Source organism: Cyanobium sp. ATX 6A2 (assembly GCF_024346355.1).
Taxonomy (GTDB): Bacteria; Cyanobacteriota; Cyanobacteriia; order PCC-6307; family Cyanobiaceae; genus NIES-981.
Map to the genome: position 1 here is coordinate 38,546 of NZ_JAGQCU010000010.1, position 19,761 is coordinate 58,306.

At 68.3% G+C, this 19,761-nt stretch carries 22 protein-coding genes; 8 read left to right on the forward strand and 14 right to left on the reverse strand.

What is annotated here, in order from left to right:
• Positions 1–6 precede the first annotated feature (6 nt).
• Genes KBY96_RS10265 through KBY96_RS10275 form a run of 3 tightly spaced genes read left to right on the forward strand, consistent with a single transcriptional unit; the run spans position 7 to position 1,644 of the window.
• A complete protein-coding gene (locus KBY96_RS10265; protein ID WP_254979276.1) occupies positions 7–330 on the forward strand; it encodes a 2Fe-2S iron-sulfur cluster-binding protein in 324 nt (107 codons plus the stop codon).
• 10 nt (positions 331–340) lie between these two features.
• Positions 341–550 (forward strand): hypothetical protein, encoded by a 210-nt coding sequence (locus KBY96_RS10270; protein WP_254979277.1) that lies wholly within the window; start codon positions 341–343, stop codon positions 548–550.
• Positions 547–1,644, forward strand: coding sequence for a DUF3326 domain-containing protein (locus KBY96_RS10275; RefSeq protein ID WP_254979278.1), 1,098 nt, complete (start codon positions 547–549; stop codon positions 1,642–1,644). Before KBY96_RS10270 ends, KBY96_RS10275 begins: the two co-directional genes overlap by 4 nt.
• An 18-nt stretch (positions 1,645–1,662) precedes the next feature.
• On the opposite strand, the gene KBY96_RS10280 is transcribed toward KBY96_RS10275, so the two are convergent.
• From KBY96_RS10280 to KBY96_RS10305, 6 genes are read right to left on the reverse strand one after another with little or no spacing between them, the layout of a single operon-like run.
• Entirely contained in the window at positions 1,663–2,097 is a 435-nt protein-coding gene (locus KBY96_RS10280) for a 23S rRNA (pseudouridine(1915)-N(3))-methyltransferase RlmH (protein WP_254979337.1), read from the reverse strand.
• Between the two features lie 24 nt (positions 2,098–2,121).
• Positions 2,122–3,264 carry an alanine dehydrogenase gene (gene ald, locus KBY96_RS10285; RefSeq protein ID WP_254979279.1) on the reverse strand — a complete coding sequence of 381 codons (1,143 nt, stop codon included), beginning with the start codon at positions 3,262–3,264 and terminating at the stop codon, positions 2,122–2,124.
• A 30-nt stretch (positions 3,265–3,294) separates the two neighbouring features.
• Positions 3,295–5,019 (reverse strand): NAD+ synthase, encoded by a 1,725-nt coding sequence (locus KBY96_RS10290; protein ID WP_254979280.1) that lies wholly within the window; start codon positions 5,017–5,019, stop codon positions 3,295–3,297.
• Positions 5,020–5,050: 31 nt separating this feature from the next.
• Positions 5,051–5,632: a nicotinate-nucleotide adenylyltransferase gene (locus tag KBY96_RS10295; RefSeq protein WP_254979281.1), complete on the reverse strand. Its 582-nt coding sequence runs from the start codon at positions 5,630–5,632 to the stop codon at positions 5,051–5,053.
• The gene (locus KBY96_RS10300; protein WP_254979282.1) at positions 5,629–7,050 is read right to left on the reverse strand and encodes a DUF697 domain-containing protein; all 1,422 of its coding nucleotides are present in this window, start codon (positions 7,048–7,050) and stop codon (positions 5,629–5,631) included. Before KBY96_RS10300 ends, KBY96_RS10295 begins: the two co-directional genes overlap by 4 nt.
• Entirely contained in the window at positions 7,050–8,063 is a 1,014-nt protein-coding gene (locus KBY96_RS10305; RefSeq protein ID WP_254979283.1) for a CNNM domain-containing protein, read from the reverse strand. The genes KBY96_RS10300 and KBY96_RS10305 overlap by 1 nt, the downstream gene beginning before the upstream one ends.
• A gap of 94 nt (positions 8,064–8,157) precedes the next feature.
• On the opposite strand from KBY96_RS10305, the gene KBY96_RS10310 reads away from it, so the two are divergent.
• Positions 8,158–9,474, forward strand: coding sequence for an aminopeptidase P N-terminal domain-containing protein (locus tag KBY96_RS10310; protein ID WP_254979284.1), 1,317 nt, complete (start codon positions 8,158–8,160; stop codon positions 9,472–9,474).
• Positions 9,475–9,502: 28 nt separating this feature from the next.
• Here KBY96_RS10310 and KBY96_RS10315 read toward each other — a convergent pair whose 3' ends face one another.
• Positions 9,503–10,351, reverse strand: coding sequence for a TIGR01548 family HAD-type hydrolase (locus KBY96_RS10315; RefSeq protein WP_396122314.1), 849 nt, complete (start codon positions 10,349–10,351; stop codon positions 9,503–9,505).
• Positions 10,352–10,400: 49 nt separating this feature from the next.
• Between KBY96_RS10315 and KBY96_RS10320 the strand changes: the two genes are divergently transcribed.
• Entirely contained in the window at positions 10,401–10,904 is a 504-nt protein-coding gene (locus KBY96_RS10320; RefSeq protein WP_254979285.1) for a 30S ribosomal protein PSRP-3, read from the forward strand.
• 188 nt (positions 10,905–11,092) lie between these two features.
• Here KBY96_RS10320 and atpC read toward each other — a convergent pair whose 3' ends face one another.
• Both atpC and atpD read right to left on the reverse strand, forming a co-directional pair.
• On the reverse strand, positions 11,093–11,500 hold the full coding sequence (gene atpC, locus KBY96_RS10325; RefSeq protein WP_254979286.1) for an ATP synthase F1 subunit epsilon: 408 nt from the start codon (positions 11,498–11,500) through the stop codon (positions 11,093–11,095).
• A gap of 32 nt (positions 11,501–11,532) precedes the next feature.
• Positions 11,533–13,002: a F0F1 ATP synthase subunit beta gene (gene atpD, locus KBY96_RS10330; protein ID WP_254979287.1), complete on the reverse strand. Its 1,470-nt coding sequence runs from the start codon at positions 13,000–13,002 to the stop codon at positions 11,533–11,535.
• Positions 13,003–13,313: 311 nt separating this feature from the next.
• On the opposite strand from atpD, the gene groES reads away from it, so the two are divergent.
• The gene (gene groES, locus KBY96_RS10335) at positions 13,314–13,625 is read left to right on the forward strand and encodes a co-chaperone GroES (protein ID WP_254979339.1); all 312 of its coding nucleotides are present in this window, start codon (positions 13,314–13,316) and stop codon (positions 13,623–13,625) included.
• 95 nt (positions 13,626–13,720) lie between these two features.
• Positions 13,721–15,355 carry a chaperonin GroEL gene (groL, locus tag KBY96_RS10340; RefSeq protein WP_254979288.1) on the forward strand — a complete coding sequence of 545 codons (1,635 nt, stop codon included), beginning with the start codon at positions 13,721–13,723 and terminating at the stop codon, positions 15,353–15,355.
• A 95-nt stretch (positions 15,356–15,450) separates the two neighbouring features.
• On the opposite strand, the gene msrB is transcribed toward groL, so the two are convergent.
• Genes msrB through gpmI form a run of 3 tightly spaced genes read right to left on the reverse strand, consistent with a single transcriptional unit; the run spans position 15,451 to position 17,800 of the window.
• On the reverse strand, positions 15,451–15,951 hold the full coding sequence (msrB, locus tag KBY96_RS10345) for a peptide-methionine (R)-S-oxide reductase MsrB (protein WP_254979289.1): 501 nt from the start codon (positions 15,949–15,951) through the stop codon (positions 15,451–15,453).
• A gap of 7 nt (positions 15,952–15,958) precedes the next feature.
• Positions 15,959–16,189 (reverse strand): preprotein translocase subunit SecG, encoded by a 231-nt coding sequence (gene secG, locus KBY96_RS10350; RefSeq protein ID WP_254979290.1) that lies wholly within the window; start codon positions 16,187–16,189, stop codon positions 15,959–15,961.
• A 27-nt stretch (positions 16,190–16,216) separates the two neighbouring features.
• Complete coding sequence (gene gpmI / locus KBY96_RS10355) at positions 16,217–17,800, reverse strand: 2,3-bisphosphoglycerate-independent phosphoglycerate mutase (protein WP_254979291.1); 1,584 nt, start codon at positions 17,798–17,800, stop codon at positions 16,217–16,219.
• A gap of 294 nt (positions 17,801–18,094) precedes the next feature.
• Between gpmI and pyrR the strand changes: the two genes are divergently transcribed.
• Positions 18,095–18,625 (forward strand): bifunctional pyr operon transcriptional regulator/uracil phosphoribosyltransferase PyrR, encoded by a 531-nt coding sequence (pyrR, locus tag KBY96_RS10360; RefSeq protein ID WP_254979292.1) that lies wholly within the window; start codon positions 18,095–18,097, stop codon positions 18,623–18,625.
• 16 nt (positions 18,626–18,641) lie between these two features.
• Here pyrR and KBY96_RS10365 read toward each other — a convergent pair whose 3' ends face one another.
• Positions 18,642–18,860: a ferredoxin-thioredoxin reductase variable chain gene (locus KBY96_RS10365; RefSeq protein WP_254979293.1), complete on the reverse strand. Its 219-nt coding sequence runs from the start codon at positions 18,858–18,860 to the stop codon at positions 18,642–18,644.
• Positions 18,861–18,901: 41 nt separating this feature from the next.
• Positions 18,902–19,672 (reverse strand): hypothetical protein, encoded by a 771-nt coding sequence (locus tag KBY96_RS10370; RefSeq protein ID WP_254979294.1) that lies wholly within the window; start codon positions 19,670–19,672, stop codon positions 18,902–18,904.
• Positions 19,673–19,761 lie beyond the last annotated feature (89 nt).

Consider the following 19,761-nt stretch of genomic DNA (forward strand, 5'->3'; position numbering starts at 1 on the left):
CGATCCATGAGTGCCAGCTTCACCGTCGTGGCCACGCTCGGCGGCACCACCCACACGTTTCCCTGCCGCGACGACCAGACGGTGCTGGCGGCTGCTGAGGAGGCCGGAGTGCCCTTGCCCAGCTCCTGTTGCTCGGGGGTGTGCACCACTTGCGCGGCCCTGCTCAGCGAGGGAACGGTGCACCAGCCCGATGCCATGGGTGTGAAGGCGGAGCTTCAGCAACAGGGCTATGCCCTGCTGTGTGTGGCCTATCCGCGCAGTGATCTGAAGCTCCAGGGGGGCATGGAGGATGCCCTCTACGAGATCCAGTTCGGTCAGTTCCAGAAATGAGCCAGCTCCAGTGAGCAGCTCCACGGCAGTGCTGCTTCGCCCCCTGGCGTTGCAGCTGAGGCGTGGGCCTGGGGCGCTGAGACCCCAGATCCATGCTCTGCTGGCAGCCCACGGGGAGCCCCTGCGCTGGGCGATCACCGCCGCCGAGGGTGATGTGCTCTTCCTCGAGGCGGTGGTGCTGGTTCCTGCCCCAGCGGCAGGGCGGTCGCCCGGGCGATGACGGCCCTCCCCCCGCCTGCCGAGGGCTGCCCCCTCCCCACCCTGATGGTGGTGCCCTCCGGTGTGGGCTGTGCCACCGGCGGCTATGCCGGCGACGCCCTGCCCGCGGCGCGCCTGCTGGCCGCCGCCAGCGGTTGTCTGATCACCCATCCCAACGTCATCAACGGTGCGGCGCTCTACTGGAGCGATCCCCGTGTCCTCTACGTGGAGGGTTGGGCCCTGGGCCGTTTTGCGGCAGGGCACCTGGCCCTGCGGCCGGTGCGCAGCCGCCGCGTGGGCCTCCTCCTTGATGCCGGCATCGAGGAGGAGCTGCGGCTGCGCCACCTGCAGGTGGCTGATGGCTGCCGCGCCACCCTCGGTCTTGAGATCGGTCCGGTGCTGACCACGGATGTGCCTCTGGGCGTGGGTGTGGAACTGGGGCCCAGTGGTGCCAGCTGGGGCACCCTGGCGCGGCCCGATGCCCTGCTGCGGGCCGGTGAACAGCTGCGCGACGCCGGCGCCACGGCGATTGCAGTGGTGGCCCGCTTCCCCGAGGATCCGCACAGTGAAGCGCTGGCCGCCTACCGCAGCGGGGCGGGTGTGGACGCGCTGGCAGGGGCCGAGGCGGTGATCAGCCACCTGCTCAGCCGTCACCTGCTGCTGCCCTGCGCCCACGCCCCAGCCCTGCGGCCGCTGCCGCTGCAGCGCGGCCTCGATCCCCGCGCTGCGGGCGAGGAGCTGGGCACCACCTTCCTGCCCTGCGTGCTGGTGGGCCTCAGCCGGGCGCCCGATCTGCTGCCCCTGTCCGGCGCGGGCCCGGCAGTCGCGGCTGCCGGGCCCCTGCTCCACAGCCAGCAGCTCGGGGCGGTGGTGGCTCCGGCGGGTGCCCTCGGGGGAGAGGCGGTGCTGGCCTGCGTGGAGCGGGGGGTGCCCTTGATCGCCGTGGACAATCCCTGCCTGCTTCAGGTCAGCGCCCAGGCCCTGGCCCTGGAGGACGCCGGCGCCACGGTGCTGTCCGCGGTCGGCTACGCCGAGGCCGCTGGGCTGGTGCTGGCGTTGAGGGAGGGAATCGCTCCGGCGGCCCTGCGCCGCCCGATCGAACCGCTGGATGGGTGAGCCCCCGGGTGGCAGGCCTCAGGCCCGGTGGTAGGGGCTGCCCTGCAGGATCGCCTGGGCTCGGTAGAGCTGCTCCACCAGCAGCAGGCGCGCCAGTTCGTGGGGAAAGGTCATCGGCGAGAGGCTGAGTGTCCAGCTGGCGCGGGCCTTCAGCTCCGCTGCCAGGCCATCGGCGCCACCGATGGCGAAGGCCAGCCGTGTGGAGCCTCCCTGGCTCAGGCGATCGGCGAAGGCCAGCGAACCCAGTTCGCCGCCCTCCTCGGCCAGTGCCACCAGCTGCTCATCGGAGCGCAGCTCGGCTGCGATCGCGGCAGCTTCCCTGGCCGGGGTGGAGTCGCGGATCTCCACGATCGACAGGCCCGGCAGCCGCCGGCCGTAGAGCTCCAGCCCCTCGCGGATCCAGCCCTTGCGCACCCTGCCCACGGCCAGGATGCGGATGCGGGCGGGGTTCAGCATCGTCTCTGGACCCAGCCGAGCTCAGCGCAGGCAGGCCATCGGATGGCGGGTGGCCACTCCAAGAGCCCGGGCGACCCCGGGGTGGCACACCGCCCCGGCGGCGGTGTTGAGGCCGGAGAGCAATTCGGGCCGATCGGTGACCGCCTCCGCCAGCCCCCGGCCCGCCATCACGAGGATGTAAGGGAGGGTGACGCTCACCAATGCTTCGGTGGAGGTGAAGGGCACTGCGCCGGGCATGTTGCCCACCGCGTAGTGCAGCACCCCATGGAGCGTGTGCACCGGATCGGTGTGGGTGGTTTCGCGGCTGGTGGCGATGCAGCCCCCCTGGTCGATGGCCACATCCACAATTACCGAACCGGGTTTCATGCGCTCCACCAGGGATTCCTCCACCAGGGTTGGGGCCCGGCCGCCTGGGGTGAGCACCGCGCCGATCACCAGATCGGCCGCCGGCACCAGCCGCTCCACCAGGCTGCGGCTACTCACCAGGCTCACCAACCGGCCGCGGCGCTCGGCCTCCCGCTCGCGCAGGCGCTGGGGGGAGCGGTCCAGCAGGAACACCTCCGCGTCCATGGCGGCGGCGATCCGGGCGGCGTTCCAGCCCACGGTGCCAGCACCGAGCACCACCACCCGCGCCGGCCGCACGCCGGTGCAGCCTCCGATCAGCACCCCGCGGCCGCCGTGGGGGCGCTCGAGCAGATGGGCCCCCACCTGGGCCGCCAGGCGGCCGGCGATCTCGCTCATCGGTGCCAGCAGGGGCAGGCTGCCGTCCTCGAGTTGCACCGTCTCGTAGGCCACGGCAGTGGTGCCGGCCTCCAGCAGGGCCCGGCCCACATCGGGATAGGCCGCCAGGTGCAGGTAGGTGAACAGCACCAGATCGGAACGCAGGTAGGTGAACTCCTCGGGCTGGGGCTCCTTCACTTTCACCACGAGATGGGCGGCCCAGGCTTCCTCGCGGGTCACCAGCCGGGCTCCGGCCTCGGCGAAGTCCTGGTCGTCGATGCCGGCCCCCAGGCCGGCGCCGCCCTGCACCCGTACCTCCATGCCCTGGCCCACCAGCTCCCTCACCCCGTCAGGGGTGAGGGCCACGCGGCGCTCGTCACGCTTGATTTCCGTGGGCACGCCGATGCTGGCCATCGGGGCGGAAAGGGAGGGCGATGCGGCCATCAAGCCAGAACAGGGGCTCCCAAGCCTGGCTCAGACGGCGGCGATCGGCATGCGCCAGCCGCTGCCGAAGGCCTGGCTGCTCACCTTGAGTACCGGCGCCGCCTGCCGGCGCTTGAACTCGGCCCGCTGCAGCAGGGCCATCACCCGCTGGGCTAGCTGGGGGTCGGTGCCCTCAGCCGCCAGTTGCTCAGGGCTGTGGCGATGCTCCACCAGTGCCTTCAGCACCGGATCGAGCAGGGCATAGTCCGGCAGGGAGTCGCTGTCGCGCTGGTTGGGCTGCAGTTCGGCGCTGGGGGGTTTGAGCCGGATGGCGGCACCGATCAGCTCCCCCTCCCGGGGCAGGCCCAGCGCTTGTCGGCAGACCTGGGAGGCGGGGCTGTCCAGCCAGGCGCAGAGCCGGAACACGGTGGTTTTGTAGAGGTCGCCGATCACGGACAGGCCCCCGTTCATATCGCCGTAAAGGGTGCAGTAGCCCACCGCCAGCTCCGACTTGTTGCCGGTGGAGAGCAGCAACCGGCCCTGCTGGTTAGCCATCGCCATCAGCAGGGTGCCGCGGATGCGTGACTGCAGGTTCTCGGCCGTCAGGCCCTCGGGCGGCTGGCTCAGGGCGGGGGTGAGGGCAGTGTCGAACCCGACCATCAGGGCGCTGATCGGCACGGTGCGGGTGGCCAGGCCGAGGCGCCGGGCCAGGGCCTCGGCGTCGTGGATCGAGCCGGCTGAGCTCCAGGGGGAGGGCATCAGCAGGGCCAGCAGCTGATCGGCGCCCAGGGCGGCCGTGGCGATCACGGCCACCAGGGCCGAGTCGATGCCGCCGCTGAGGCCCAGCAGGGCCCGCCGGAAGCCGCACTTGCGGGCGTAGTCACGCACCCCCAGCACCAGGGCCAGCAGCAGCTGCTCCAGCGGTTGGGGGGGTGATGGTGCCGCCTGGTGGGGGAGGCTCGGCCCCTGGGCCAACGCGCCAGCCTCACTGGGCAGCGGCCACACCAGCAGGGCTTCGGCGCAGCAGGGCAGCCTGGCCACCACGGCGCCGTTGCCATCCACCACGAAACTGGCACCGTCGAACACCAGCTCGTCGTTGCCACCCACCTGGTTCACATACACCACCGGGCAGTTCAGGCGCTGGGCCGCTCGAACGGCCAGCTCCTGCCGCAGCGCCAGCTTGCCCTGGCCGAAGGGCGACGCCGAGTGGTTCACGAGCACGTCGAGGCGCTGGCTCTGCAGGGCCGCCAGCGGATCGGGGCCCGCCAGTCGGTGGCCCAGCAGTTCCTCCTCGACCCAAAGGTCCTCACAGATGGTGAGCCCCAGGCGCAGGCTGCGGCCGCCCCAGGTCAGCTCCAGCACCGCCGGGGTCGAGGCGGGGCGGAAGTAGCGCCGCTCGTCGAAGACGTCGTAGCTGGGCAACAGCTGCTTGCGGGCCACCACCCGCCACTGACCCCCCTGCACCAGGGCGATGGCGTTGTGCAGGTTGGGCAGCTGGGCATCGCCGCTGGGCTCGGCCATGCCCACCAGCACTCCCAGATCGGGGCAGTCCCGAGCCAGATCGGAGGCCAGTCTGTCCAGGGCCCTGTCCTGCTGCTGCAGGCGGGCCGGCAGCAGCAGCAGGTCGCGGGGGGGGTAACCCCACAGGGAGAGCTCAGGCGTGAGCACCAGGCTGGCCCCCTCGGTGTGGGCCTGCCGGCAGCTGTTGAAGATGCGCTCGCCGTTACCGACCAGGTCCCCCACCACCGGGTTGAGCTGGGCCAGAGCAAGGCGCATCGGTGCGGAGCGGGGGAGCAGGGGCGGGTGGTCAGGGGCGGGCGGTGAGGCCATAAAGATTGTGCTGGAGCAGCAACGGCCAGGCGGCCGCCGCCACCTGATCCGGGGCTGGTTGACGGCGTGCCTGGCTGCTGGTGGTGGGCGGAATCCGCAATGGCAGCTCCTCCACCACGCCCCCCAGGTTGCGCAGCGCCTCCAGCTGTGGTTCGCCGAGGGGCCAGCCTGCCCGTGGCACCACTGCCAGGCGGCAGAGCTGCAGCACCGCGGTGGCCTGTTTCCAGCGGGGGATCTGGCCGGCCAGATCGCTGCCCACCACGAACACCAGCTCCGTTGCCGGCCAGCGCCGCGCCGCCCGTTGCAGGGTGGTGATCGCCCAGGGACTGCTGAGCTCCTGGACCAGCTCCAGCCGCGGATCGGCGATCGCCGCCACCACCGCGGCCAGCAGCGCCGCGCGCCGCGCGAGGGGGGCGCCGTGATCTTTCACCGGGTTGTCGCTGGCCCAGGTGGCCACCCTGGGATAGAGGTCGAGCAGCCCCTCCAGCAGCGCCTGGTGCCCGCGGGTGGGGGGATCGGCGCTGGTGCCCAGCAGGGCGACGGTGGAGATGCTTCTCACGGCAGCAGCGCCTGCAGTGGGGCCTGGGTGCGGCCGTTGCCGTCGCCCGCGGCACGGCCAGCCAGCCACTGCCGCACCAGCGGGTCGCTGGCCATGAGCCGGCGTCGTAGGGCCCCGGGCTGGCCACCACGTTCGCCCCGCCGCAGCAGTTCCCGTGCCGCCAGCCGTCCGGTGCGGCGGGTGGTGTGCACGGCCAGGGCGGCCTGGGCGAGGGCCACCGGCGCTGCCGGGGCCAGGCTGAGGCCACCGGTCAGGGGGGCCGCCAGCAGCAGCAGTTGACGCAGGGCGCCCAGCACCAGCTGGATGCCGATCTGGGCGCCGCCGATGAGAGCGTTCTGGTGGGAGAGCTGGCTGAGCAGCTCCCGGGCCGCCTTTCCGTCCATCGGCAGGCCGTAGAGCTGGCAGAGCTGGGCCACCAGCGCGGCATCGCAGGCCAGGCCGCCGGCCAGATCCAGCAGCAGCAGGGGATTGGCGGCCAAGCCCGTGGCCTTGAGGGCCGCGTACCGGCCGATCAGTCCCTGGGCCGCTTGGCGCCCGCGCCCCAGCCGGCCCTGATGCAGCTGCCGCTGGAGCGATTCGGCGGCGCCGAGGCTGTTGAGGGCCAGGAGCAGCTCCCCCTGGTCCTCGAGCAGTGCCATCAGCTGGCGGCGCAGGGGCTCCACCTGGGGGGGCTCCGGGTCGCTGCGCACCTTGCCGTCGGGCCGCAGCCGGGCCCGGCGGGGAGCGGCCGCCACCGCCAGCAGCGGCAAGGCTCCAGCCGCCGCTGGCAGCACGGCCCGCAACCGCCCCTGAATGCTGGCCTCCAGCGCCCGGCACTGCTCGCCGGACCAGCAGTCGCTGCGGTTGAGCACGAGCAGCAGTGGTTGACCGCTCAGGAGCAGGGTCACGATGGCCTGCTGATCAATGCCGGTGAGGTCGCCATCCAGCACCATCAGCACCAGATCCACCCCGCGGGCCACCCGGGCCGCCAGCCGCGCCCGGCCGGGCGCGGCGATCTCATCGATCCCCGGGGTATCCACCAGTTCCACCAGCTCCAGGCCGGCCACCGCCACTCCCCAGCTGGCCGCCTGCTGGCGGCGGGTGCAGCCATGGGCCACATCGGTGGCGAACACCGGCGCACCGAGCAGGGCATTGAGCAGACTCGACTTCCCCACCCCCACGCGGCCGAACACCGCCACCCGCAGGTGGCGCCGCTCGAGGCGCTCCAGCTGGCGATCGAGCACCGCCAGGGCGCCCCCCAGCAGGCTCTGTTCGCGGCCGTTGAGGCGCAGTTCCCGGCGCCATTGCCGCAGCAGCAGCCGGCAGCGCTCGCTGGTCGGAGGAGCTGGCTGATGCGCTGGCTGATGCGGCGGCGGCGGCAGTAGCGGCGGCGGCGGCGGCTCCTGCGAGGCCCGGCCTGGGTTGGTGCGGCTGGCCATCAGTCGGCCTCCTGTTCGGCGGGCTGTGGGGGCCGCCACCAGCCGGCCAGCATGGCCAGCACCGCCTCAGCGCCGATCACGCCTACGAAGCCGCCGAACTCATCCACCACCACCCGCACCCCGCCGCTGTTGCGCCGGAAGCCCGTGAGCAGGCGATCGGCGCGGATCATCTCCGGCACGTATTCCACCGGTTCGCTCAGGTCCGCCGGCGTCCGCTGACCCTGGCCCTCGAGCAGGGCGGTGAGCAGCCGTTCGCGGCTCACCACACCCACGATCTCATCCACCTCGTCGCCGAGCACCACCCACCAGGGGTCGGGATTGGCGAGCAGCTGGGGTCTGGCCAGCTCCAGGCGCTCAGCCGCAGCCAGGGTCGGCGCGGCCACCCTCGGGGTCATCAGATCCCTGGCGGTGAGGTCGTTGAGCTGGAACACCTTGGCGATCATGGCCGCCTCATCCGCCTCGATCTGGCCCTTCTGCGACCCCAGCCTGGCCAGCAGGCGGATCTCGTTCTCGTCGGTGCTCAGTTCGCTCTCGGCGGTGATCGCCGGCAGTAGCCGTTCCAGCAGCACGACAAGGGGACGCATCAGCATGGCCAGCAGGTGAAGCGGCGGGGCGCTGGCCAGGGCCACCGGTAGCGACAGGCGGCTGCCCAGGGCCTTGGGCAGGATTTCCCCCAGCAGGATCACCAGCACGGTGAGCCCGATCGAGAACAGGGGCAGGGCCAGGCCTTCAATCCCGCGGCGCTGGAACACCTGGGCCGCGAAGGCGCCCAGCATCAGGCTGCCGAAGATGTTGAAGCCATTGTTGGCAATCACCAGTACCGCCAGGGTGCGGCCCAGGCGTTGACGCAGCTGCCCCAGCCGAAGCGCCCCCTTCACCGGCCGGGCACGCCCCGCCAGTTCGTGGACGCGCACCGGATTGACGGTGAGCAGAGCCGCCTCCACGCCAGAGCAGAGGGCCGAGCCGACCAGCACGATCAGCACCAGCAGGGCCAGGACCAACAGGTCGTTCATGGGGTGGTGGGGCCCTGGGCCATCACACCATTTAATCGGTGGTGGCGAGGATTGTTCCAAACTGGCTGTCAGATCAGCTCTGAGAGGGGTGCCGTTGACGTCGATTCACGCCCAGCGTCGCCAGCGCTTCCTGGAGCGGCTGGGGGGGGTGGCGGCGGTGATTCCCGCGGCGCCCCAGGTGACCCACCACGCTGACTGCGAATACCCGTTCCGCCAGAACAGCGATTTCTGGTACCTCACCGGTTTCGATGAGCCCGATGCCGTGGCGCTGCTGCTGCCGCATCGCCCGCCGGGGGAGCGCTTTGTGCTGTTCGTGCATCCGCGCGAAGCCAGCGCCGAGGTGTGGACCGGTTTCCGCTGGGGCAGTGAAGGGGCCGTGGAGCAGTTCGGGGCCGACCTCGCCCATCCCCTCAGCGAGCTGGCCGAGCGGCTGGCCGACTACCTGAGCGGTGCGGAGGGCATCGCGTTCCGCATCGGCAAACACCCCCAGGTGGAGCCCCTGGTGCTCTCGGCCTGGGCCCGGCAGCTGGACCGGGCACCGCGCACCGGTGTGGCGGCCCTTGGGCTGGTGGCCCCCTGCCCGATGCTGCACGCGCTGAGGCTGCGCAAGCAGCCCGAGGAGCTGGAGCGGATGCGGGAGGCCTGCCGGATCTCAGCTGAGGCCCATGAACGGGCCCGGGAGGTGGTGCGACCAGGCCTCAATGAACGGCAGGTGCAGGCGGTGATCGAGCAACATTTTCTGGAGCAGGGTGCCCGCGGCCCGGCCTACGGCTCGATTGTCGCCGGGGGCGACAACGCCTGTGTGCTGCACTACACGGCCAACAACGCCCTGCTGCGCGACGGCGATCTGCTGCTGATCGATGCCGGCTGTTCGCTGGGCGATTACTACAACGGCGACATCACGCGCACCTTCCCGGTGAATGGCCGCTTCTCAGCGGAGCAGCGGCAGCTCTACGAGCTGGTGCTCGCGGCGCAGGAGGCGGCGGTGGCAACCGTGGCCCCGGGGCAGACGGCCGAAGCCGTGCATGCCACCGCCGTGCGGGTGCTGGTGGAGGGTCTGGTGGAGCTCGGCCTGCTCAGCGGTGAGGTGGACGGCATCATTGAGCGCGGCGCCTACCGGCACCTCTACATGCACCGCACCGGCCACTGGCTCGGGCTCGACGTGCACGACGTGGGGGCCTACCGGCTGGGCGAGCACCCCCAGGAGCTGGAGCCGGGCATCGTGCTCACGGTGGAACCGGGGCTGTACGTGAGTGATCGCCTGCCGGTGCCGGAGGATCAGCCCGCCATCGACGAGCGCTGGAAGGGCATCGGCATCCGCATCGAGGACGACGTGGCCGTAACCGAGCATGGCCATGAACTGCTCACCGCCGCCGCTCTCAAGGCTCCAGCAGCGATGCAGCGCGACTAGGCCACCAGGCCAGCTCGATGCCGCTGGCTCAGGCCGTTGCCAGCAGCTGCTCGAGCTCTCCCAGGGCCGCATCACTGGTTGTGATCACGGCATCGGCGCCGGCGCTCTGGAGGCTGCGCTCGTAGCGGCGGCGGGCCTCGGGCTGGTGGTGCAGATGGGGGGGGGCGACGGCCAGGCTGAAGAAGCGCTGGCTCGGATAGAGGCGACGGGCGTTCTGAACCGTGAGCACATCGGCGACCGTGTCGCCCAGGTAGGCCACCGGGGGTGCCAGCGCACCCGGTTCGCCCCCCAGCATCCTGGCCAGCCGCATCAGGCCGGTGGGATCGGGCTTGTCCGGGGCGTCGCCCATGGCCACCAGCGGCGGGTCGCTCAGGCCCAGGCGCTGCTCGAGCACGTAGCGCGCGGATGCGGGTTCAGCCCCGCTCACAAACCCCCAGGCGATGCCTGCCGCGCTCAGGCTCTCAAAGCAGGAGCGGTCGATCAGCAGGGCCTCGTCGCCGATGAATCCGCGCCACTGGGCCGGCTCACCGTCGGGGTCGCCACCGAAGTAGAAGCCGCTGAACACCGTCACCAGGGCGCTGAACGCCGGCAGGGGATCGAGGCCATGACGGCGCAGCAACTCCAGGCTCGCCTCCCAGTCGTTGTTCCAGCGGCCCTCCCCCTTGAGGGCGTCGATGCAGGTGGCATCCGGGCGCCAGCCGCCGTAGTGGTGCACCGTTTCGGCCAGGGCGCGGCGGTAGCTGGCCGCCACATCGCGCACCACCCCGTCGATGTCAAACAGCAGCACGGCCCTCGGTGCTGATTCGGGCAGCGGCAGGGCGAGAGCAGGGGGCTGGTGGGCTCGCGACTGGGGGGTGTGCGGCAGGGGCCTGGGCAAAGCGGCTGGTAGGTTAGTTCTTTGATTCTCTGTCTTGATCGCAGACCCCATGACAGCCACCGAGAGCGCCGCCAGCGCTGCCGTGAGCGAGGCGCCCGAAGTGGCTTCCGCCACTGAAGCTCTCCCCAGGGAAGCCTCCCCTGCTGAGAGCGCCACCGAGGGCCGTCCGGTGCTGCGCTCCGGCAGTTCAGCCCTGGCTACTGCCACGATTGATGCCGACGGGGTTCCCTCCGGCTACACCCCGAAGGCCGATGAGGGCCGTTTCCTGCTGAAGATCCTCTGGCTGCCAGACAACGTCGCCTTGGCGGTGGACCAGATCGTGGGTGGCGGGCCAAGCCCCCTGAGTGCCTATTTCTTCTGGCCCCGCGAGGATGCCTGGGAAACCCTGAAGTCGGAGCTGGAGGCCAAGAGCTGGATCACAGACAACGAGCGTGTGGAGATCCTCAACCAGGCCACTGAAGTGATCAACTACTGGCAGGAGGAGGGCAAGGGCAAAAGCCTCGATGAGGCCAAGGTCCGCTTCCCCGATGTCACTTTCTGCGGCACCGCTTGAGCCGTCGTTGCACCACCGCCTGATGGTGTCAGTTGTTGCCGCGCCCCAGCTGGGGCGCTTTTTCATGCCTCCAGCTGCTCAGGCCAGCGGCAGCTGTTCCGGCCAGTATTCATCCCCGGCCAGTATTCATCCATCCAGCAAAAAACCCATCCCGGTGGGGATGGGTTAAGTGGCTCAGGCTGGATGGCTCAGTTGGCCTTGCTGGCCTGCAGCCAAGCGCGGGTGCGGGCCAGATCCTGAGCGGCCTTGATCTTTTCCGTGCTGGGAGACTGGCCTTCGTAGGCCTTGGCGGCCTGCTGGGCGGTCTCGAAGGCGGCTTGCGCCGCGGCGGCATCGATCATGCTGCCCAGTTCGGCGCCGTTCACCAGCACGGTTACGTCGTCGGCTTCAACTTCGGCGAAACCGCCCAACAGGGCAATGGAGACCCATTCACCGCCGGCCCTGAGGCGCATCACCCCGGTTTTCAGGGCGGTGAGCAAGGTGATGTGGCCAGGCAAAATACCCATCTGGCCGGTGGTGCAAGGCAGGATCACCTCATCGGCGCTGCCGTCGAAAACGCTCTGGTCAGGGGCCAGTACGCGCAAGGTCAAGGTCATGGCTTGTGCTCCTCAGGACAATGGCAAGGGACTCAACCCTTGGACTCAGCAAGCAGCTTTTCGGCCTTGGCCTTGACATCATCGATGCTGCCAACCAGGTAGAAGGCCGCCTCAGGCAGTGCGTCGAGTTCACCGGCCAGGATCATGTTGAAGCCGCGGATGGTTTCCTCAAGCTTCACGTATTTACCGGACATTCCAGTGAACACCTCGGCCACGAAGAAGGGCTGGGAGAGGAACTTTTCGATCTTGCGAGCCCGATCCACCGTCCGGCGGTCATCTTCCGAGAGTTCATCAAGGCCCAGGATGGCAATAATGTCCTGCAGTTCTTTGTAGCGCTGCAGGGTGCTCTGCACGGCGCGGGCTGTGCGGTAGTGCTCGTCTCCCACCACGTTGGGCTGCAGCATGGTGCTGGTGGAGTCGAGGGGATCCACAGCTGGGTAAATGCCCTTGGAAGCCAGGCCGCGGCTGAGCACGGTGGTGGCGTCCAAGTGGGCGAAGGTGGTGGCCGGAGCCGGGTCGGTGAGGTCGTCCGCCGGAACGTAGACCGCCTGGATCGAGGTGATGGAACCCTCAAGGGTGGAGGTGATGCGCTCCTGAAGGGTGCCGACATCAGTACCCAGGGTGGGCTGGTAACCCACAGCGGAGGGCATGCGTCCCAGGAGGGCGCTCACCTCGGAGCCGGCCTGCACAAAGCGGAAGATGTTGTCGATGAACAGCAGCACGTCCTGCTTGTTCACATCGCGGAAATGTTCGGCCATGGTGAGGGCCGAGAGGCCCACCCGCATACGGGCGCCAGGGGGCTCATTCATCTGCCCGAAGCAGAGTGCCACCTTCGACTTGGAAAGGTCGTCGGCGTTGATCACGCCGGAATCCTTGAATTCCTCATAGAGGTCATTGCCCTCCCGAGTGCGCTCACCTACGCCACCAAACACCGAGACACCGCCGTGCTCTTTGGCGATGTTGTTGATCAGTTCCTGGATGAGCACGGTTTTGCCCACTCCGGCACCCCCGAAGAGGCCAACCTTGCCGCCCTGGCGATAGGGAGCGAGCAGGTCGATCACCTTGATGCCCGTCTCGAAGACCTTGGGCTTGGTTTCCAGCTCGGTGAGCTTGGGAGCTTCGCGGTGAATGGGCGCCATGGAGGTGGTGTTCACCGGACCCTGCTCATCCACCGGCTCGCCGAGCACGTTGAAGATGCGGCCCAGGGTGGCTTCGCCGACCGGCACCATGATCGGAGATCCGGTGTCGAGGGCTTCCATGCCCCGCACCAGGCCGTCGGTGCTGCTCATGGCAACGGCTCTCACCCGATGGTCCCCGAGCAGCTGTTGCACCTCCGCGGTCAGGGCCACCTCCTGACCCGCGGGGTTCTGGCCCAAGACGCGCAGGGCGTTGTAGATCCTGGGCAGCTTGCCGGCGGGGAACTCAACGTCGATCACCGGCCCGATCACCTGCCGGATGATGCCTTTGGTGCCCGTGGTGGTGCCGGTGGCAGTCGCAGCCATAGAACAAGGAGAGGTGGTAGGTGCCTTACGGGAGAGGGCGGTATCGCGCTGTCTCACCGTTGATAAGCGGGGTTACCTTACCACCGAGCCCTCCCACCTCTGGTCCCGTCGCAGTCGCCAGGGGAGCGCTCTGGGCTGATGCCGGGGCGAGGTTCGGTCACCCGCACAGCGCCCTGCTGGTGCCGGGAAGGGCTGGCCGCATAGGTTGGCACTCGTGGTGGTCGAGTGCCAGACCTGGGCATCCGTCCAGGCTTGGCCCTGATCGCTGCAATGGCGTCCGTGACGCCATGTCGTTGCTGTCGCACTTATCCATGGCTGCTGTTTCTCTCAGCGTCTCCACTGTCAAACCCCTTGGAGATCGCGTTTTCATCAAGGTTTCCGAGTCTGAAGAAAAAACTGCCGGTGGCATCCTGCTGCCCGACACCGCCAAGGAAAAGCCCCAGGTGGGTGAAGTGGTCCAGGTGGGCCCCGGCAAGCGCAACGATGACGGCTCCCGCCAGGCCCCCGAAGTGGGTGTGGGTGACAAGGTTCTCTACAGCAAGTACGCCGGTACCGACGTCAAGCTGGGCGCCGATGAGTATGTGCTGCTGTCCGAAAAGGACATCCTTGCTGTTGTCAGCTGAGCTCAGGTGCCCTGTGGTCAGCTGAGCTGACTACAAGCGTCTGATGCTGAGCATCCAAGTTTCATTCAAACTCGTCCTTCTCTACCCTGCCTTCCATGGCCAAACGAATTATTTACAACGAGCAGGCTCGTCGCGCCCTCGAAAAGGGTATCGACATCCTGGCTGAGGCCGTTGCCGTCACCCTCGGTCCGAAGGGTCGCAACGTGGTGCTCGAGAAGAAGTTCGGTGCTCCCCAGATCATCAACGATGGCGTCACCATCGCTAAGGAGATCGAACTGGAGGACCACATCGAGAACACCGGCGTGGCCCTGATCCGTCAGGCCGCCTCCAAGACCAACGACGCCGCCGGTGATGGCACCACCACGGCCACCGTGCTGGCCCACGCCATGGTGAAGGCCGGTCTGCGCAACGTGGCTGCCGGTGCCAATGCCATCACCCTCAAGAAGGGCATCGACAAGGCCGCTGACTTCCTCGTCAAGAAGATCGAGGAGCACGCCACCCCGATCAGTGACAGCAATGCCATCGCTCAGGTGGGCACCATCTCCGCCGGCAACGACGAAGAGGTGGGTCGCATGATCGCCGACGCCATGGACAAGGTCGGCAAGGAGGGCGTGATCTCCCTCGAGGAAGGCAAGTCGATGACCACCGAGCTGGAGGTCACCGAGGGCATGCGCTTCGACAAGGGCTACATCTCGCCCTACTTCGCCACCGACACCGAGCGCATGGAGGCGGTGCTGGATGATCCCTACATCCTGCTCACCGACAAGAAGATCGGCCTCGTGCAAGATCTGGTGCCTGTGCTCGAGCAGATTGCCCGCACCGGCAAGCCCCTGCTGATCATCGCCGAGGATATCGAGAAGGAAGCTCTCGCCACCCTGGTGGTGAACCGCCTGCGCGGTGTTCTCAATGTGGCTGCTGTCAAGGCTCCCGGCTTCGGCGATCGCCGCAAGGCCATGCTTGAGGACATCGCCGTTCTCACCAATGGTCAGCTGATCACCGAGGACGCCGGCCTCAAGCTCGAGAACGCCAAGATCGAGATGCTGGGCACCGCCCGCCGCATCACGATCACCAAGGACACCACCACCATCGTTGCCGAGGGCAACGAGGCTGCTGTCAAGGCCCGCTGCGAGCAGATCCGCAAGCAGATGGACGAAACCGACTCCTCCTATGACAAGGAGAAACTTCAGGAGCGTCTGGCCAAGCTGAGCGGTGGCGTGGCTGTGGTGAAGGTGGGTGCCGCCACCGAAACCGAGATGAAGGACAAGAAACTGCGTCTCGAGGACGCCATCAATGCCACCAAAGCGGCGGTGGAGGAGGGCATTGTGCCCGGCGGTGGCACCACCCTGGCCCACCTGGCTCCAGCTCTGGAGGAGTGGGCTGCGGCCAATCTCTCCGGTGAGGAACTGATCGGCGCCACGATCGTGGCCTCCGCCCTCACCGCTCCCCTCAAGCGCATCGCTGAGAACGCCGGTGTCAATGGCTCGGTTGTGGCAGAGCACGTCAAGAACAAGTCCTTCAACGAGGGCTATAACGCTGCCACCGGCGAGTATGTCGACATGCTGGCAGCCGGTATCGTCGATCCTGCCAAGGTGACCCGTTCCGGTCTGCAGAATGCGGCCTCCATTGCCGGCATGGTGCTCACCACCGAGTGCATCGTGGCCGACCTGCCCGAGAAGAAGGAAGCAGCTCCCGCCGGCGGCGGCGGCATGGGTGGCGACTTCGACTACTGATCGGCGACAACCCTGACCATTTCGTCAGATCAAGGGAGGGCTTCGGCCCTCCTTTTTCATGGTCATGCGCGTTTCATGCGCGCTTATGGCGGTTTCTAATCGGGCTCAAAGATGAGCGCCACGCCGTTGTTGCAGTAGCGCTTGCCGCTGGGGGGCGGTCCATCGTTGAACACGTGTCCCTGATGTCCGCCGCAGCGGCTGCAGTGGTATTCGGTGCGCGGAACGATCAGCTTGAAATCCCGTTTGCTGCTGATCGCCTGCGGCAGGGCGGCGAAAAAACTAGGCCAGCCAGTGCCGCTGTCGTATTTCGCCTCGGAGCTGAACAGGGGCAGCTCGCAGCCGGCGCAGCGATAGGTGCCCGGTCGCTTTTCGGCGTTGAGGGCGCTGGAGAAGGGACGTTCCGTGCCCTCCCGGCGCAGCACGGCGTAGCTCTCTGGGCTGAGGCGCTCGCGCCATTGGCTGTCACTGAGTTGCCAGGCCGGATCGTTGGCAGGGCTGGCGGCATCAGCCGTGGTGGCACGACCCAGCAGGGCGGCCAGGACCGGCGCCAGGGAGCCCAGGCCCAGCACGGCGAGGAGGCTGCGGCGGTTGATCATGACCTGATCAACCCAGCCAGCCGGCGCTGAGTACCACCGCCAGGGACAGGAACACCAGCAGCAGCGTCCAGGTGATGCGATTGAGGGTCTGTTCAGCACTGCGGGCGCTGGTGAACATCGAGCCGCCGCTGGCGGCCAGACCACCCATGCCATCGCCCTTGGGGCTGTGCAGCAGCACCGTGATGATCAGCAGCACGGCAGATCCCACCCAGATCCAGGTGAGGATGCTGGTCAGCATGGCGAGTCCTGATCGTCAGGTCGCAGCCTAGACGCCCAGAACCTGGGGTAAGCGGTTGGGAACCGCATTGACATCGGCCGGACTCACCAGCGATACCCCGCTCATGGTGGGAGGCTTGGGCAGAGTCAGGATCTCCAGGAGGGTCGGGGCGATGTCGGCCAGGCCGCCGTGCTCGCGCAGCTGGATGTCATTGCCATGGCCTGGCAGCTTGCGCGTCTCGCCCTCCACCAGGATCACAGGCACCGGATTGGTGGTGTGGGCAGTCCACGGACGGCCGTCGGCTGCCTGCATCACCTCAGCGTTGCCGTGATCGGCGGTGATCAGCATGGTGCCACCCATGCGGCCGGTGGCATCCAACAGCCGGCCTACACAGCGATCCACGGTGCTGATGGCGGTGGTGGCGGCGTCCATCTTGCCGGTGTGCCCCACCATGTCCGGGTTGGCGTAGTTGATCACGACCAAGGCATAGATGCCCTTCTCAATGGCGGCGATGCAGCTGTCGGTGAGCTGTTCAGCTGACATCTCCGGGGCCTGATCGTAGGTGGCCACCCGCGGTGACGGCACCAGGTGACGATCCTCACCGGGAAACGCCTGCTCGATCCCCCCGTTCATGAAGTAGGTGACATGGGGGTATTTCTCGGTTTCGGCGGTGCGGAACTGGCGCAGCCCCGCCTCGGACACCACCTGACCGAGCAGTCCCTCGAGGGATTCGGGCGGGAAGGCCACCGCCACCGGTAGGCCCTTCTCGTACTGGGTGAAGGTGACCACCGCCAGATCACTGATCGGCGTCCGGGCGAAGCCGCTGAATTCCGGCAGCACCAGGGCACGGATCAACTGCCGAACCCGGTCGGGACGGAAGTTGAAGCACACCAGTCCGTCCCCGGGCTTCACCTCCCCCTCGGCCAGTCGCACCGGCTCCAGAAATTCATCCCCCACCTCCCCCCTGTAGGAGGCCTCGATGACCTCCAGCGCACTCAGGGATGAGACCGGCTCGGCTTCCGTGAGCAGCCGGAAGGCCTTCTCGGTGCGATCCCAGCGGGTGTCGCGGTCCATGGCCCAGTAGCGGCCGCAGACGGTGGCGATGCGGCCAACGCCTGCCGCCTCGATCTGCTGCTCCACCTGGGCCAGGAAGCGTGGCGCGCTGTTCGGCGCCGTGTCGCGGCCGTCGGTGATCACATGCACGCAGACATCGCTGAGGCCACGGCCGGCCGCCCAGCGCAGCAACCCGCCCAGGTGGTCGATGTGGCTGTGCACTCCCCCGTCGGAGCAGAGCCCGAGCAGGTGCAGGCTGCCGCCGCTGCTGAGCAGCTGGTGGGCCAGGGCATCGAGGGCAGGGTTGGTGGCCAGGGAGCCATCGCGCACGGCCTTGCTGATCCGCACCAGCTCCTGGCGGATGACGCGGCCACTGCCGATGGTGAGGTGCCCCACCTCGGAATTGCCCATCTGGTCGTCGGGCAGACCCACCGCCGCCCCGCTGGCTTCGATCAGGGTGTGGGGGTAGGCATGCCAGAGGGCATCCATCACCGGTGTGTCGGCGGCGCGGATGGCGTTGTGGTCGTCACCCTGGCGGTATCCCCAACCATCGAGGATGGTGAGCACAACCGGGGCCACCGGTACTTGGGACCCGGAGCCGTTCCTGGTGGTTGCGGTGGATGTCGTGCTGGCGGTGCCGGCTGAATCCTGAGCGGGGGAAGCTGACATCTGGGACGAACCTGAATTCACCGAACGACTTGCACCCGACGCTTTCATGCACAGGTTCACGCACAGGCAATCAAGATTGCTGATGCACGTGTACAAAACCCAACCTACAGCCCGAAAGTTGCGGGCCCCTTCCGGATCTCCCCTCCCGTCAGGTTTTGGTCACATCGCCGCGGTCCCTAGGATCCCCTGAATCGCGGCGGCCCGATGGAGCGCCTGGAAATCCTGTCCAGGACCGACCTCTCCCGCACGCTGGACCGGTTGGCCACCCAGGTTCTCGAACAGGTCGTTGACAGCCGTCGCCTGGTGTTACTCGGCATTCCCACCCGCGGGGTGGCCCTGGCCAAGGTGCTCGGCGTGCGTCTGGCCGAGCTCTGTGGCCATGCGGTCGAGCAGGGCAGCCTCGACCCCACCTTCCACCGCGATGATCTCGATCGCATCGGCACCCGGCTGGTGCAGGCCACCGACCTGCCGGTCGATCTCGACGGCCGCCATGTGCTGCTGGTGGATGATGTGATCTTCACGGGGCGCACGGTCAGGGCCGCCCTCGATGCGCTCCAGGCCTGGGGCCGGCCGCGGCGGGTGAGCCTGCTAGTGATGGTGGATCGGGGGCACCGGGAGCTGCCCATCCAGCCGGATTTCTGCGGTCGCGTCCTGCCCACCAGCCGCCAGGAAACCATCCAGCTCTGCCTCATGGGCGTGGACGGTGAGGAGGGGGTCTATCTGCTGCGGCCCTGAGACCACGACCCTGCCTTCAGGCCTGCTCCAGTTCGTCGGCCCGGAAGTGAGCGCGGAATTTCCCGAACGCCACCACCACCGGAAGGCTGGGACTGATCTGGCGGCCCTTCCAGTTGTTGAGCACCGACAGCACTTCACCCTGCTGCCCCTGCAGGTCGAAGGCCTCACCCCGGTGCTGGGGGTGGTGATACACCACCACGCTGTTGCAGACCTTGACCTGATCTCCTGGCTGCATGGCCTCTCCCGGATTTGCGGCCAATCCTGTCACGCAGCCTGTCAGCGCTGGCAGGCCGATTCCGGACCCAGCTCCACCACCCGACCCCCCAGGGCCTCGCAGCCCTTGTTGAAGGCCGCCCAGTCATCCATCCCCTCGGCAATCAGCCGGCTCACCTCCGCCTCGAGGCGCTCGATGGGCACGCTGTGGCGCAGCTCCCCATGGCTGTCGCGTTGCCGTTCCTGCTCGCTCAGCCGGTTGAGGTTGCTCTTCACCTGGGCGCGCACCGCTTCCCCCTGCTGCTGCCACCAGGGATGGTCCAGCCGGTTGAGGGCGTCGAGGGCTTCCCACCAGCGCTGTTCCTCCACCAGGCGCCGCGAGCGCTCCAGGCCCTGACGGTTCCGTTCCCAGATCTGGCGGAGCTGATCCCCGAGGGCGGAGCGATCCGGGCGGCGGTGCTCGCCCATCGGCTCAAGCCGGGCCAGGCTGCCGTCCAGATCACCGGCCTGGAAGAGCTCAAGGGCCTGGCGTTTGAGGGTCTGCTGCCAGTCGTCGAGCAGGCTGCGATCCTCGGGGGTGCCGATCTCGGAGTTCACCAGCTGCAGCTGCAGCTGCAGCGCCTCGGCCCAGCGCTGCTGCTCCCACAGCTGGGCGGCCCTGCGGCGCCGGCATTCCCCCTGGGCGCCCGGGGCCCGATCGCCCAGCCAGCGCAGGGCTTGCAACTGCTCGCCGTAGCGCAGACAGGCGTCGAGATCCCCCCGGGCAGCGGCCTGCTCAAGCCGCTGGGGCAGCTGCCGCTCCCACCAGTAGACGGACCCGAGGCCGACAGCCACCAAACCCAGGGTGAGGCCCAGCCAGAGTCGAGGCAGCCTGTGGTGGCGCAGGGCCAAAGCGAAAGCGCGCGATCTCCCATTGTTATGGG